General features: G+C 61.4%; 17 protein-coding genes and 1 pseudogene. 9 read left to right on the forward strand and 9 right to left on the reverse strand.

Annotated elements, in window-relative coordinates:
* The 3 genes from ruvX to FEZ60_RS02280 are packed head-to-tail and all read left to right on the forward strand — an operon-like array spanning position 1 to position 2,661.
* Complete coding sequence (gene ruvX / locus FEZ60_RS02270; protein ID WP_033236184.1) at positions 1-537, forward strand: Holliday junction resolvase RuvX; 537 nt, start codon at positions 1-3, stop codon at positions 535-537.
* The gene (locus FEZ60_RS02275; RefSeq protein WP_095886207.1) at positions 534-1,844 is read left to right on the forward strand and encodes an endolytic transglycosylase MltG; all 1,311 of its coding nucleotides are present in this window, start codon (positions 534-536) and stop codon (positions 1,842-1,844) included. The genes ruvX and FEZ60_RS02275 overlap by 4 nt, the downstream gene beginning before the upstream one ends.
* Positions 1,834-2,661 carry a shikimate dehydrogenase gene (locus FEZ60_RS02280; RefSeq protein WP_033236186.1) on the forward strand — a complete coding sequence of 276 codons (828 nt, stop codon included), beginning with the start codon at positions 1,834-1,836 and terminating at the stop codon, positions 2,659-2,661. Before FEZ60_RS02275 ends, FEZ60_RS02280 begins: the two co-directional genes overlap by 11 nt.
* 381 nt (positions 2,662-3,042) lie before the next feature.
* Here FEZ60_RS02280 and FEZ60_RS02290 read toward each other — a convergent pair whose 3' ends face one another.
* Together FEZ60_RS02290 and FEZ60_RS02295 are read right to left on the reverse strand one after the other, a co-directional pair.
* Positions 3,043-3,633: a hypothetical protein gene (locus FEZ60_RS02290; protein WP_172935445.1), complete on the reverse strand. Its 591-nt coding sequence runs from the start codon at positions 3,631-3,633 to the stop codon at positions 3,043-3,045.
* Positions 3,618-4,088 carry a hypothetical protein gene (locus FEZ60_RS02295; RefSeq protein WP_172935446.1) on the reverse strand — a complete coding sequence of 157 codons (471 nt, stop codon included), beginning with the start codon at positions 4,086-4,088 and terminating at the stop codon, positions 3,618-3,620. The genes FEZ60_RS02290 and FEZ60_RS02295 overlap by 16 nt, the downstream gene beginning before the upstream one ends.
* A gap of 401 nt (positions 4,089-4,489) precedes the next feature.
* Here FEZ60_RS02295 and FEZ60_RS02300 point away from each other — a divergent pair, with 401 nt between their 5' ends.
* A complete protein-coding gene (locus FEZ60_RS02300) occupies positions 4,490-5,092 on the forward strand; it encodes an A24 family peptidase (protein ID WP_242484366.1) in 603 nt (200 codons plus the stop codon).
* 6 nt (positions 5,093-5,098) lie between these two features.
* Here the strand turns inward: FEZ60_RS02300 and FEZ60_RS02305 are convergent.
* Positions 5,099-5,253: pseudogene (locus FEZ60_RS02305) on the reverse strand (Txe/YoeB family addiction module toxin); the annotation flags it as partial.
* A gap of 39 nt (positions 5,254-5,292) precedes the next feature.
* On the opposite strand from FEZ60_RS02305, the gene FEZ60_RS02310 reads away from it, so the two are divergent.
* Complete coding sequence (locus FEZ60_RS02310) at positions 5,293-5,607, forward strand: hypothetical protein (protein ID WP_172935447.1); 315 nt, start codon at positions 5,293-5,295, stop codon at positions 5,605-5,607.
* A 284-nt stretch (positions 5,608-5,891) separates the two neighbouring features.
* Here FEZ60_RS02310 and FEZ60_RS02315 read toward each other — a convergent pair whose 3' ends face one another.
* Both FEZ60_RS02315 and FEZ60_RS32335 read right to left on the reverse strand, forming a co-directional pair.
* Positions 5,892-6,386, reverse strand: a complete 495-nt coding sequence (locus tag FEZ60_RS02315; protein ID WP_172935448.1) for a hypothetical protein — start codon at positions 6,384-6,386, stop codon at positions 5,892-5,894.
* Between the two features lie 257 nt (positions 6,387-6,643).
* Positions 6,644-6,940 carry a hypothetical protein gene (locus FEZ60_RS32335; RefSeq protein ID WP_072782512.1) on the reverse strand — a complete coding sequence of 99 codons (297 nt, stop codon included), beginning with the start codon at positions 6,938-6,940 and terminating at the stop codon, positions 6,644-6,646.
* A gap of 394 nt (positions 6,941-7,334) precedes the next feature.
* Between FEZ60_RS32335 and FEZ60_RS02325 the strand changes: the two genes are divergently transcribed.
* The 3 genes from FEZ60_RS02325 to FEZ60_RS02335 are packed head-to-tail and all read left to right on the forward strand — an operon-like array spanning position 7,335 to position 8,597.
* Positions 7,335-7,802, forward strand: a complete 468-nt coding sequence (locus FEZ60_RS02325) for an SRPBCC domain-containing protein (protein WP_045067585.1) — start codon at positions 7,335-7,337, stop codon at positions 7,800-7,802.
* Positions 7,799-8,134: a metalloregulator ArsR/SmtB family transcription factor gene (locus FEZ60_RS02330; protein ID WP_045067587.1), complete on the forward strand. Its 336-nt coding sequence runs from the start codon at positions 7,799-7,801 to the stop codon at positions 8,132-8,134. The genes FEZ60_RS02325 and FEZ60_RS02330 overlap by 4 nt, the downstream gene beginning before the upstream one ends.
* A 19-nt stretch (positions 8,135-8,153) precedes the next feature.
* Positions 8,154-8,597 (forward strand): SRPBCC domain-containing protein, encoded by a 444-nt coding sequence (locus tag FEZ60_RS02335; protein ID WP_033236195.1) that lies wholly within the window; start codon positions 8,154-8,156, stop codon positions 8,595-8,597.
* Here FEZ60_RS02335 and FEZ60_RS02340 read toward each other — a convergent pair.
* The 3 genes from FEZ60_RS02340 to FEZ60_RS02350 all read right to left on the reverse strand — a co-directional run bounded on the left by FEZ60_RS02340 (position 8,594) and on the right by FEZ60_RS02350 (position 10,310).
* The gene (locus FEZ60_RS02340) at positions 8,594-9,067 is read right to left on the reverse strand and encodes a nucleoside deaminase (RefSeq protein WP_033236196.1); all 474 of its coding nucleotides are present in this window, start codon (positions 9,065-9,067) and stop codon (positions 8,594-8,596) included. The genes FEZ60_RS02335 and FEZ60_RS02340 overlap by 4 nt on opposite strands.
* Positions 9,068-9,148: 81 nt before the next feature.
* The gene (gene cynS / locus FEZ60_RS02345; RefSeq protein ID WP_045067588.1) at positions 9,149-9,619 is read right to left on the reverse strand and encodes a cyanase; all 471 of its coding nucleotides are present in this window, start codon (positions 9,617-9,619) and stop codon (positions 9,149-9,151) included.
* Between the two features lie 31 nt (positions 9,620-9,650).
* Positions 9,651-10,310, reverse strand: coding sequence for a carbonic anhydrase (locus tag FEZ60_RS02350; protein WP_045068010.1), 660 nt, complete (start codon positions 10,308-10,310; stop codon positions 9,651-9,653).
* A 104-nt stretch (positions 10,311-10,414) separates the two neighbouring features.
* On the opposite strand from FEZ60_RS02350, the gene cynR reads away from it, so the two are divergent.
* The gene (cynR, locus tag FEZ60_RS02355; protein ID WP_045067589.1) at positions 10,415-11,311 is read left to right on the forward strand and encodes a transcriptional regulator CynR; all 897 of its coding nucleotides are present in this window, start codon (positions 10,415-10,417) and stop codon (positions 11,309-11,311) included.
* Between the two features lie 726 nt (positions 11,312-12,037).
* On the opposite strand, the gene FEZ60_RS02365 is transcribed toward cynR, so the two are convergent.
* A complete protein-coding gene (locus tag FEZ60_RS02365; protein WP_116104398.1) occupies positions 12,038-13,318 on the reverse strand; it encodes a DUF3500 domain-containing protein in 1,281 nt (426 codons plus the stop codon).
* Between the last annotated feature and the right edge of the window lie 4 nt (positions 13,319-13,322).

Raw genomic sequence — 13,322 nt, forward strand, 5'->3', positions numbered from 1 at the left:
GTGGCAGCGGCTGTGCAGGGTCCCGATCGCCCCGGCGTCGACGACCCTGGCCGCGGACGCCGCGTCGCGATCGATGTTGGCAGTGTCCGGATCGGGGTTGCGTCCAGCGACCCCGACGGGATTCTTGCGACACCGGTCGAGACTGTGCCTCGCTCGAAGGAACGTGGACCCGACGCGCCGGATATCCGGCGGATTATCGACATCGTGTCCGAATACGAGGCCGTGGAGGTTATCGTCGGACTGCCACAGACGCTGCGCGGCGAGCAAGGCAAAGCCGCCGGCATCGCCACTGCATTCGCAAAACGACTGCAGCGGGCCGTCGAACCGATCCCGGTGAGACTGTCCGACGAGCGACTGACGACGGTCACGGCTGCGCGCAACCTCCGCGAAAGTGGAGTCAAAGCTCGCGGTCAGCGTCCGATGATCGATCAGGCTGCGGCAGTGGAGATCCTGCAAGGCTGGCTGGACGAGCGGAGTAGAGCAGTGAAACCAGGGGAGTCGTCGGGGGACACGCCTGTGTCGGAGTCCGATCGGTGAGCGGGCGGTGGGATGAGGGCGGCTCCGGCCGGCCCACCGGTTCATTCGATTTCGACAACGACGAGACCATGGTCATGCGTGCGCTGCCACAGACCATCGAGCCGCCGCACATGTCCAGAGCTGAGGCGCGCAAACAACGCGAAGCGCAGTCCAAGCGAGCCAAGCGTGGCAAGAAGGTCGGTGTCCTCGCGCTCCTCGTCTTGGTGATCGCGGTTCTGGGCGTGGGTGCCTACGGTGCGACGTGGTACATGAACCGCACTCAAGCGGCGGCCGACTACGCCGGGCCGGGCGGGGCGCCCGTCGTGATCCAGATCCTTCCGGGTGAAACTGCCTCGGAGATCGGTGCCACGCTTGCCGAGAAGGACGTGGTTGCCAGTTCGGCGGCGTTCTACAACGCGGCCGTGAGTAACTCGGCGGAGATCCAGAAAGTTCAGCCCGGTTTCTACCAGGTACCTGTACAAAGCAGTGCAGCAGACGCTCTGGACACCCTGGTCGCTCCTGAATCTCGTGTCGGCCTGGTCGTCGTTGCCGCAGGGCGTCAACTCCACGACAGCAGTGACGCGCAGACCGGTGCTCTCAAGAAGGGCATCTACAACCTCATCGAGGAAGCCAGCTGCGTCGGATCAGCCAGTGCACAGACTTGTGTGACGGCCGACGAATTGAATACTGCGGGAGCGTCTTCCGATCTCGCTGCGTTGGGCGTTCCCTCGTGGGCGATGTCGTCCGTGCAGGGTGTGCCGGACAAAGACCGTCAACTCGAAGGCCTCATTGCGGCCAGTAGTTGGGATTTCGATCCCACCGGAACGCCGACGGAAATCCTGCGGACACTAGTCCAAGGCAGCGCCGAGAAGTACGAAAGCACCGGCATTCTGACAGCCGGATCCGGCGTCGGACTCTCGCCGTACCAACTGTTGGTCGCGGCGTCGCTGGTCGAGCGTGAGGCTCTGCCCGACGACATGTCGAAGGTCGCCCGCGTGATCGTCAACCGCTTGGCCGTAGATCAGCCGTTGCAGTTCGACTCCACTGTCAACTACTCGCTCGACACCACCGAAGTTGCGACGACGGATGATGATCGCGCGCGGGTGACGCCGTGGAACACCTACGCAATGCCGGGATTGCCCGCAACCCCGATTGCGTCACCGAGCATCGAAGCGCTTCAGGCAGTCGAATCCCCGGCCCTCGGAGACTGGCTGTACTTCGTCACCATCAACATGCAAGGCGAAACGCTCTTCACCCACAGTTACGACGAGCACCTCGCCAACATCGTTCTAGCGCAGGAAAGCGGGATTCTCGACAGTGGTCGGTAGCACCTCAACCGCACGCAAGGCAGCAGTTCTCGGCAGCCCCATTCAGCATTCGAAGTCCCCGTTGCTACATCTCGCGGCGTACGAGGCCTTGGGTCTGACCGACTGGACCTACGAGCGGATCGAATGCACGGGGGAGCAGTTGCCCGCGCTTGTCGACGGGCTCGGGCCCGAATGGGTTGGGCTGTCGGTCACGATGCCGGGCAAGATCGCAGCCCTCGAATACGCGTCGGAGCGCACCGCGCGCGCCGTTGTCATCGGGTCGGCAAACACATTGGTGCGCATCGACGGTGGATGGCGGGCTGACTGCACCGATGTGGACGGTGTCAGCGGTGCGTTGATCGCCGGCGGTGTCGGTGATCTCACCGGTGCCCCCGCCGTGGTGGTCGGGGCCGGCGGAACGGCTCGGCCGTCGCTGGTTGCCTTGGCGGATATGGGTGTTCGCAACGTGACTGTCGTCGCCCGCGATCCGGGTCGTGCATCGGGCGCCATCGAATGCGGCGCTGCGGTTGGCTTGGACATTGATCTTGTTGCCTTCGATGATCCTCGTCTCGGCGGAATCTGTGCCGATTCGGCAGTTCTGGTCAGCACCGTTCCCGCTGATGCGGCGGCACCCTTTGCCGCGGAACTGGGTAAGGCACCTTTTGTCCTCGACGCGATTTACAACCCCTGGCCGACGCCGCTGGCCTCGGCCGTCGAGGCCGCCGGTGGCACCGTGATCGGTGGCCTGGCGATGTTGCTCAATCAGGCCTTCGGGCAGGTTGAGCAGTTCACGGGTAAGCCCGCACCACGTGAGGCGATGGCTGCCGCTATCGCTTAGTGGTCCTGGTCAGAAGTTCGTCGGGGGTGGTTTCCAGGCGGTGGGGTCGGCGAGGTAGAGCACTCTTTGAGTCCGTCGAGGACGAATTTCGGTACCGCGACCTCACCGGACCGTCTTGCCCTTGGTGGTCCCGCTGTAGTGCTTGCTGCCCAACTGAACCTCGGTGTCGGAGACCGTCAGTCGCGCCCGGGTGAAGTTCATATCGCGGACTCGCAGTGCGATGGCCTCACTCCAGCGGCAGCCACAGTAGGCGAGCACCAGCACAAGGAGCCCGTGCCCGTGACGGTCTGCCTCGGTCGATAGTCGGTCTACGTCTTCGGCCGTCAGGTAGATGTGCCGATTGCAGTCCCGCGGTTATCGGTGAAGGTGGGTACCTGGTCCTCAGGCCGGGGCGATACCGAGTTCCGCACCCACGTACGACATGTCGTCGACGCCCTGGGCATTCGAGAATGCCGTGAAAGCAAGCTCGTTGGGATGTGCCACTCCAGCGACGTCGCGCAAGGTCACCATTGTCCGAACGGCCAGTTCGTGCATGGTGGGATGCGTCGTGTCCCTTCCGGTCGGCGGGCCCAGCCAGATCGGCGCGTCGACAGCCCCGTGGTGATCGGGCGTCCACTGCCACCCGAGAACGCTCATCAGCCGGTTGATTTCCTTCAGGTCCGATCTTGCAGCATCCCCGAAACCACACTCGCTGTCGATGTCACCACCGGAGTTGTAGAACTGTACGTCAACCTGGTTGTTCGATCCTTTTTGAGGGGCATCCAGGATGACATTGCCCAGCCACGGCAAAGTGGCCAGAACCCACTCGAACCGCGTGACGAACTCGTCCCACCCTGAGCACCGTGCCGGAAGGCCGGACAACGTCGGACGGTCGGAAGCGACCTCGCCCACCCGCTGTGTGGGGGTGGGGCCGAAGTCGTTGTAAGAGCTGACGCGGAGCCGGTCAGGAGTCGTACCTAATCCGTCGCGCAACACCGCGACGATTGCAGCGGCGATCTCGTATCGTTGGTCGTCGGCATTGTGGCGCCATCCCGTTCTCCACTCCCGCGCATACTCCTCGACACGCTGCCCTCGTGTTCGACGTCGTGATCGCGGCCGATATGGATTTCGACAGACTTCCACAACGGCTGGTCGCGTGGCACCCAACGACCGGACTCACGGTCACGGACCTGGGAAAACAAGGTGGTCCGCTGCGACTGGATCACCGCCCGTAATCGGGCAGCCGTCACCGGTTCATCGGGCACCGTCACCCTGATATCAAGTCCTTTGTCATCTTCTCGGAACAGGATCCGTTGCCCGGTCAACGTGTCGCGCAGTTGAAGGCTGTCGCCATCCGTCGGCGAAATCAGCGTCTCGTTTTCATCCCAGTCCGGGTACAGCACCAGTTGGATGTCCTCAAACAGACTGGTCCAAACGTCATCAGCCACAACCACTCCCCGTTTCCGAAACCTCCCGACAAACCTCCCGACAACCTACCGACACGCCCCGACACGTACGTTTCCGACGCCAACAAACCATCCGCCTCGGTAGCCGGGCGACAATCTCCAGACTGTCGAACGCACTACATTGCCGCATACCGATCGTTCGGTAACGCTTGGGGTCTGGTGACAAGAAACGGAGCGCTACAACGCCACAGCCACGCCGTTCCAATGGAGCTACACCTGCGGCCACCTGTATAGACACTTGCAGCGCCTTGAGCACGACGCCACACTCCGGGATGCCGCGTGACCCCCGACGAACTTCTGGCGATGACCACTTAGCTTTATCCACAGTGCCGCCGTAGTGCACAGCACGATTTCGTAGGCTGCGGCCGGTCGACGGTCGGCTCATGCTCAATGCCATGTGGATGTTGGTGGGGTTGGCAACTGCGGGTGCTGTTGGCGGTTTTGGTGCGCGTTTTCTTGCTGACGATTGGTTGCGCCGAAACCTGTATGCCGGGATTTCAGTCCGTTGCGGTGTGCCTGAATTGTGCGTCGCGGTGGGCTGGTTGCTTGTCGGTGTAGCGACTTCATCTGCACTACAGCTTGTTTCGGGCCTGGCGTTCGTGTGGTGGTGTGTGGCCGTGTCACTTGTCGATGTGTCTGTGCGGCGGTTGCCGAACACTTTCACTGTGCCCGCCTATGGTGTCGTTATCGTCGGCGCCTTGTTTGCGGGAACGCTCTGGGCAGCGCTGATGGGATCGGTAATGCTCTCGGGAATCCACCTTGTGCTGCACCTGATTTCGGCACGCTCCCTGGGCGCAGGTGATGTGAAGCTGGCACTTCCGCTGGGTGCGATCACGGGGTTGGGTGGTGCCCAGGTCTGGCTGCTATCCGCTTTTCTGGCTCCGGTGATCACATTAGTGGTGGCCGTTCTGCTGGCGCGGCGGTCGCAGGTCCCTCATGGGCCGTCGATGTGCGGCGCCGCGCTACTTGCCTGGACGATCGGGTGAGCGTGTTCAGCGTCCGTAGTGGTAGCGGCACGCAGCGATTCGGACCTGGTCGTCGGCGATTTTGTGTAAATCAGACGATGCTCGTCAGTGATCCGCCTCGACCAGTAACCTTGAAATCTATGTTTGAGTGGTTCGGGTTTTCCGATTCCTTCGTTACCATTCGCGCTGCTCCTCTCGTTCATTCGTGAGAGCGTCGGTGCGTGAACACCAACGAGTGGGCAGACGGCTACCGCCCGCAAGCTGAAGACAGTCCCTTCACTCTCATCGTCGAGGGCGAGGTTTTCGCCGTCACGGTGCGCGAAAATGGCAGTGAGGATTACACCTGGGAATCCGGACCGAACAAGAACTACGGGTTCGGTGGTGGCCCAGCCCAGGTGGCCGGTGTTCCGGGTTTCGATGTTCCGGATGGCGAGGTTCCGGACGCCGAGCCGTACCTGTCGACGATTGACGATCACCGCAGGTCGATCAGAAACTTCCTCGGCATGATCGACCCCGAAACCGGGTACATCGAATAACCACGCGCGGATGACGGCGATGGCCGAATGATCACTCGTTATTGTCAATCGTCGTGAGAGTGCGTGTCCGCGGTGTCTGGAAATTGACCCCTTCGCAACCCGAAACTCGCAAACGGTTCGGCGTCGGCGTTCTCAGGTGATCGTGCGATACGAGGATCTTTCGCAAACACGCTGGTTAGGGCGGCTAAGAGTCGAGGCATTCACTAATCAATGCTGGTTCATCGTGAACAGCACAAGACAGGCGGCTTATTTATTGGGATACCGGTGCAACGAAAGCCAGTGGATCACCGGGCGTGTGCGACTTCGGAGAGGATGGTGTCGTTTCGGTCGGAGGATTCGTTTGCGGCACGGTAGACGATCGACACCGCGTGGGCTGTCGCCGGACCAGCGAGTGCGATTGCCCCGAAGATCATCCAACGAATGACATCGGGGAGAGGTGGAGTGGAAGAAGCGGCTGGCGACTCGAGTAACAAGAAGTTGGCGATCGCGCCGAGTGCTCCGAGCAGTCCGAGCGCTGCCACTGATGATCGTCGAACCCACTTGTTTTCGGAGAACACCACAACAGCACCGAGTGTCAGTGCCGAGATGACCGTCATAGCGGTGACTATCCAATACTCGGAAGGCTGTCCATCGCGGACTGCGAACGATGTGGACAAAGTCGCGGAACCGGTCAGCATCGCTGCGCCCCACAGCAGTCCGACGATCAGGATGAACTTACGCGTGGGACTAGCCTTCGATCTGGTGCAATTCTCAGACGAAACGGACGCTTCGGATGTCATGGGCAGATCTTTGCATCGGGTACCGACAGGGGCCACTGGGGTCGATGTGCTGTCGTGGACGAGCGGGGACTGAGAAGTCGCGATTGGTCAACTGTCAACGGTTTTCAGAAGGCTGACCAAAATACCGGTTATCGCAGGACATGCCAGTCGGGTCTGGGATGAAGATTGAAAAGCCTTTCGTGTCAACCGAATCGGAACGATTGACCTCATGGAATGTGGTGAGCGCCAGTCCCGTACGAACGTGGCCAACGTGGCGGTCAGTGTTCGTCGTAGTGCTCACCATGTGCGGCGTGTCGATGGCCATCGTGGACGTAGTCCGTGTGATCGCCGTGCGGAACGGCGACGTGGCCACACCCTTCGCCGTGGACGTGATCATGGCCTTCGTGGACGACGTGCTCCGACGTCTCACATTCGTCGACATGATCGCCGTGGGGACGATGTAGGTGCCCGTCGTGCGCATAATCGACATGGTCACCGTGCGGAACGGCGACGTGGCCGCACCCTTCACCATGGCTGTGTTCATGTTCCGAGTGTTGTTGATGTTCTGTTGTCATCGAAAACCCTTTCACTGGAAGAATCAGTCAGGCGATGGTGAACGCTGCCTGCCGTGTGCGATCTTTTGCCGGTGAGACACGCTTGCCGCGTTCAGGAGTTGTGTCACTTCCGGTCTCCCGACGTGGGGCAGACGGCCTTGCCGTCGCCGTTGAAATGAGGCGGCGTCGCACGGTTGCAATCTGATCTGACGGTGTCGACATTACTCCGGTGCGCCGCAGGACATGCGGAAACTGTGGAGTCGCGGGGTCCTGAATTCCCGTACAGGCGTAGCGAAGTCGCTACATCGGATGATGGTCCGGTGTAGCGACTTCGCGAAGCGCAATGATCGGTTGCGTATGCGACTTCAGCTGGGTATTCTGATATGCAACCAAAGGTTGCAGAAGAGGTGCCGGTATGGAGTACGGACAAATCGAGCGGTCAATCTACGTCGACGCCGCACCCGACGTGGTTTACGAGGTCATCAGCAGTCCTGAGCATTTGAAGGAGTGGTGGTCCGACGAGGTTGTCGACCTGGAACCGGTTCCGGGCTCTGTCGGCGAACTCGTGTGGGGAGAGCGGACCTCGCCTGACAGTCATGTTGCCCGGATCGAGGTGGTCGACGCTGCGCCACCCCGATTGTTTTCATTCCGATGGGCTCACTTGTCCGATGACGCGGTGCCCCCAATGAACAGTCTGTTGGTGACATTCGAACTCAGTCCCTCGGGAGAGGGCACGACGCTGCGTATGACGGAAACCGGGTTCCGTGAAATGGGATGGGAGGTCGCGGTTCTCGAGGAGCAGTACAACTCACACGTCGAGGGGTGGAACCGGCATCTGCCGCGGCTTGTCGAGTGCGCAGCCCGACTGGGTGCGAGCGGATGAGCCTTATCGACGACGACCTCTGGACAGCGATCGGGGACCCCACACGCCGACGAATGCTCGACTTGCTGTTGGCAAATGGGGAGGGGACGGCGACCACTCTGAGTGAACAGCTACCCGTAACCCGTCAAGCTGTCGCGAAACACCTCGGCACTCTCGACCGCGTTGGTTTGGTACATGTGACGCCCGCCGGCCGGGAGAGGCTCTACCGGGTCGATGCCGCGCAACTCGCCCGCGCCGTAGCGCAGCTGAATGCAGTCGGTTCGTCGTGGGATGCCCGGTTGCAGCGCATCAAACGGATTGCGGAAGCAATCGAACATAACAACCGGAAATGAGAAGAAGGAGGAACCCGCGATGGTCGACATTCTGCACAGGGTTGGGATCAAGTCGTCTTCTGTCGGCGATGTCTACGCAGCGTTGACGACAGTTGACGGTCTGGCCGGCTGGTGGACCAGCGATACGGACGGAGATCCGAATATCGGAGGCACGCTTCAATTCCGCTTCGGTGAAGGCCGGATTGATATGAAAGTGGTAGAACTCCAGCCCGACAAACGAGTGCTGTGGGAGGTGACCGCAGGGCCGGAAGAATGGCTCGGGACCCGCGTGGTGTGGGACCTCCGACGCGACGGCGATTTCACCGTCGTCCTCTTCGCGCATGAAGGGTGGAAGGAGCCGGTGGAGTTTCTGCACCATTGCAGCACCAAGTGGGCGCTCTTCCTGATGAGCCTGAAGTCGAAGGTCGAAACCGGCACTGGCGCACCGGATCCCCGCGACGTCAAGATCGACAACTGGAACTAGGTAGTGGAGTAGTTCCGCTCCTGCCAGGCGCGGTAGACCTCGATTGCGCCGTCGTGGGGTTGGTAGTCCATCGGTAGTCGGCGCTCAACCGGGTCCTTGGCGAATTCTCCGTAGAAGGTGCTCAGTTCGAAGTACTTGCGGTCGTCGACGTAATACGGTTCGTAGTCGGTGCGTTGCGTGAGGAATACGACCCGGTCCGGACTGCAGTAATACAGCGAACCGAGACACATCGGGCAGGGATGCGCGAGCACATAGATGGTGCACCCGGTCAGATGCTCGGTGCCCAGTGCGGTGCAGGCGGCACGGATCGCGAGGATCTCCGCGTGCGCTGTCGGGTCGTTCGTCTGGGCCACCAGGTTGGGGCTTTCGGCGAGGATCTCACCGTCGCGGGCGATGACGGTGGCGAAGGGCCGGCCGCCCTCGGCGACATTGGCATTCGCGATATCGATGGTTCGTTGAATAGGGTCCATGACAGTCCTTGTCTGACAGTGTGTTTCAGGAAGGTGTTCAGGGGCGGCGGCCTCGGGAGCAAGGCCGCCGTCACGCCGAAGCTAGAAGGGCTTGGTCGGCAGGTACTTGCCGTCGAGCGTGATGACCGCGCGCTCGCCGCCATCCGGATCGGCAACCTTCTTGATGTCGAGCTTGAAGTTGATTGCACTGATAATGCCGTCGCCGAACTGCTCGTGCACCAATGCCTTGAGGGTGGTGCCGTAGACCTGAAGCATCTCGTAGAAGCGGTAGATGGTCGGGTCGGTGGGCACGCCGCCGGGGATGGAACCGCGCAGAGGGATGGTCTGTAGCAATCGCACCGCGTCTTCGTCCAGACTGAGCTTGTCCGCGACGACCTTCGCGGCGGCGGCGGGAAGTGCATGCTGACCGAGGAGGGCTGCGGTTACAAAGGCCACACTCAGCCCCGTGTCGTCGGTCAGCTCCTGCCAGGACAGGTCTTTTCGGGCTTTGGCGTCGATGACGGCTGCGGCGAGTTCTTCGCGGGGTCCCTGGGTGAACTGTGACTGAATCATAATGATTTCCTTCTTTATTTTGGATGGGGGATCAGGCGGGGACGCCGGGCATTGTTGTCACGGCGCAGGTCTGGGGGTGTTCGACGAGCGAGACGAACCGGCGGGTGCCGCCGTCGAGGGCTTCGATCGAGCCGGTTTCGATGTCGTAGACCCAGCCGTGCAGGTTCAGTCGACCTTGTTCGAGTGCGAGAGCGACCGAGGGGTGGGTTGCGAGGTTGGTCAACTGGGCGATGACGTTCTCGTGGACCAGTGCGTTCAGTTTCTCGGCTGCCGAGCCGTGCGTGCGGGCGGCGTTGACGACCCTCGCGGAGTCTGCGTGCTGGAGCCAGTGCGCGACGGCAGGCATCTCGTCGAGGGGCTTGCCGGTGGAGATCGCCGTCATCGCGCCGCAATCGGAGTGGCCGAGGATCACGATGTCGGTGACACCGAGAACTGCGACCGCGTACTCGACGGTGGCGGATACGCCGCCCGGTTCCGGCCCGTACGACGGGACGATGTTGCCGGCGTTGCGGATGACGAACAGATCGCCGGGTTCGCGTTGGGTTACCAGTTCCGGGACCACTCGGCTGTCAGAGCAGCTGACGAATAGGGCCTGCGGGTTCTGAGTCGTCGCGAGTTCCTTGAAAAGTCCGGAGCGTTTCTGAAAGGCGTCCTTCTGGAATGTCAGAAAGCCGTTGATGATGTCGTGCATGTTGCCTCCTTGCAATGGTGATGACTCAAGGATGACCTCGATGGTCGATAGTGTCCAAGACTTGTTATTCATTACTTCGATAGACAGTGCCTATAGTTCTAGTGATGGAGCTACGTCATATCCGTTATCTGCTTGCGGTCGCCGAACATGGAAACTTCACCCGGGCGGCGGAGTCGCTGCATGTGTCGCAGCCGACTCTGTCCCAGCAGATCAAGCAGCTCGAATCCGCTCTGCGGGTGCAGTTGCTGGACCGGTCCGGGCGAACGGTACGAACCACCGACGCCGGCGAGGCTTTCCTGCATTACGCGCGGCGAGCTCTGCAGGATCTGGATGCCGCCGAGCGCGCGATCCACGATGTCCAGGACCTCAGTCGCGGCTCGCTGAGGCTGGCGACGACGCCCACCTTCGCGGCCTACCTGGTGGGTCCGTTGATGGACCGATTCACGACGCGCCACCCAGGCATTGCCGTCACCGTTCAGGAGATGACTCAGGACCGAATCGAGGCGGAGTTGGCACGCGACGGACTCGACGTCGGCATTGCGTTTGCGGACGTGCGCTCGGAGGAGATCGAGAGCGAGTCGCTGTTTGTCGAAACTCTCAGTCTCGTTGTCGGTGAAGAGCATTCGCATGCCGGTCGGTCGAAACCGCTGCCTGCGAAGACACTGGAGGATCAGGCCCTGGTGTTGCTCAGCAGTGATTTCGCGACGCGGCTTCACATCGATCGGTACTTCAAGCAGCAGGACATCACACCTCGGACGGCTATCGAGGTCAGCTCGATCGGCGCGATCGTGGAGATCGTCCGCCGCGGCAGTCTCGCGACGGTGCTGCCTGACGCGATCACCCTCGAACAACGGGGCCTGTCCTCGATTCCGCTGTCACCGGCATTGCCCCCGCGTACGGTGGCCCTGCTCCGACGGAAGGGTGCCTATCGCACGGCCGCGGGCCGGGCCTTCGCCGAAATGGCCTCGACCTGGGACCACCTAAACGGGTGGCATGGGTGAGGCTCATCTGCTTATGTGCGGACCGTCGATTCACGAGCTGTCGCTGCCTTAGGCAGTGACAGGAGCGCATTGACGCCCGGGACCATCGTCACTATTACCGAACCCAGTCGGAATGTCCGGCGAGCCTACCCAGCGGGAGTACCGGCCGGCCGATACCGTCGCCCAACATCGGAAATGTCCGATTTCTCGATTGAAAACAGGAGGTCGCTTTGTCCCGATGTTCGGTGCGACGAATTGCGGTATCCGTGGCCGTCGCGGTGACGGCGTCCGCTGCTGTATTGGCGGGAACCTCTGTCGCGGAGGCGCAGCCCACAATGTTCGACCTACTGGGAGGCGCCTCCACAGGTAGTGCGGGTAGTGCAGGCGATACAACCGACGACGCGACAACACACAGTGGCGATGCGACGTACTTTCATGCCGGTCTCGGTAGTTGCGGCGGTATGTCAGCAGATACCGACTACGTGGTTGCGATATCCGCAAGGATCTGGACCAGAGCGTTGTGCGGAAAACAAATTCTGGCCTCGAGCGGGCCGAGATCGGTAACTGTCACCATCGTAGATACCTGTCCAGGCTGCGCTGCCGGTGATCTTGATCTTTCACCAGCCGCGTTCAAGAGGTTGGGTAATCTTTCGGACGGAAGGATTCCTGTTACATGGCGGTTCATCGGCTGATCTCGTCCGTGAATCGGGCACCGACTGAGGAGGCTCACCTTTCTGGCTCCGGGACCTAGCTGCCGTTCGGGGGCGTGCTACCGGGCCCACCTGTACCTGGTGCGCCGCCACTGCCGGGTGCGCCCGCGCCACCGCCCATACCCGTAGCTTCCTGCTGGACAACACTTCCGGCGTAGTCGTTACTCGGGTCTCGGTAGATGGTGTGAACGTGGCCCCAACCTGAGGTATTCACGCCTTCGACGTCCGCGCCGGCAGATCCCTGCTGCGCGGCAAACTCGACGTAGACATCCGGTCCGGAGATCTGGAAGTAGATGCCATCGCCCTGCGTCATGTCGTACTCGGTTGCACCGGACCAGTTCACGTACGTTTCGTCGAGGCTCGCCTCGATCTTCGCGAGCGCGTCCGCAGTGGTCTCCTCGTCTGCAATGCCAACCCAGTTCGCGATCACGCCGAGCAGCAACTGCTTCTGCTCGTCCGTCAGGTCTGCACCGGAAAGCCCTGTGCCAGTCGGGTAGTCACAAGTACTGCCCGGCGCGCACACCATATTCGCTACGGTCTCGCCCTGATACAACTGAGCCCTCTGCTCATCGGACAAGCTGTCGTAGAAGGCGAACGCGCTCGTGTAGATACCATCGAACGGCTGAACCTCGTTGCCGTCGGCATCGGTGTAGACGGCGGGCTGTATGCCCAGGTGAGTCGGTGCGAACGTGATGGAGTCGGCGGAGCCGTCGAGCGTTGCGTTGATGCCGAGGTGGTGTCCGCCGAACTGAACTGCCCACGCATCCGTGTTCGACGGATCGCCGAAGAATGCGATGTAGTACTGACCGAGAGAATCTTCCGTCGACGTACTGTTCTCGTGCAGATATTCGTCGCCGCCCATGATGCCGGTGACGGTGTCGTAACCTGCCTCGCTCAGCAGTGCTTCGAGTACCTTCATGGCGGCCGCTCGTTGCTCATCGGTCAGTTCGGAGATATTGAGTCCCGCTCGATCGACGAACGTCACCGGAAAGTTCGACCACGACGTCGTTTTGGTTTCGTCGTCGTAGGCGTAGAGAACCGCCTCGCGCTGCTCGGCTGACAATGTCTGCAGAAATGCTTCGGTCGCTGCTGCGGTGTCGGTGATCGTTTCGGCTGTGGTCGTCGAGTCAGTCGAGTTCGCAGACGCGACAGTGGACGACACCGTCGACGTGGACGCCGACGTTGCCGAGTTGGTACCGGCTGTCTCGGCGGTGCACCCGCCCAGAAGCAGCCCGCCGGCGAGCAGGACGGACACGAAGGCAATGCGGCGGCGACCAGGACTGGCTGAGGAAGTACTCGGAGAGCGTCGGATCATCATGGAG

Source organism: Rhodococcus sp. MS16, from assembly GCF_013277795.1.
In the GTDB taxonomy this organism is placed as follows: Bacteria; Actinomycetota; Actinomycetes; order Mycobacteriales; family Mycobacteriaceae; genus Rhodococcus_F; species Rhodococcus_F globerula.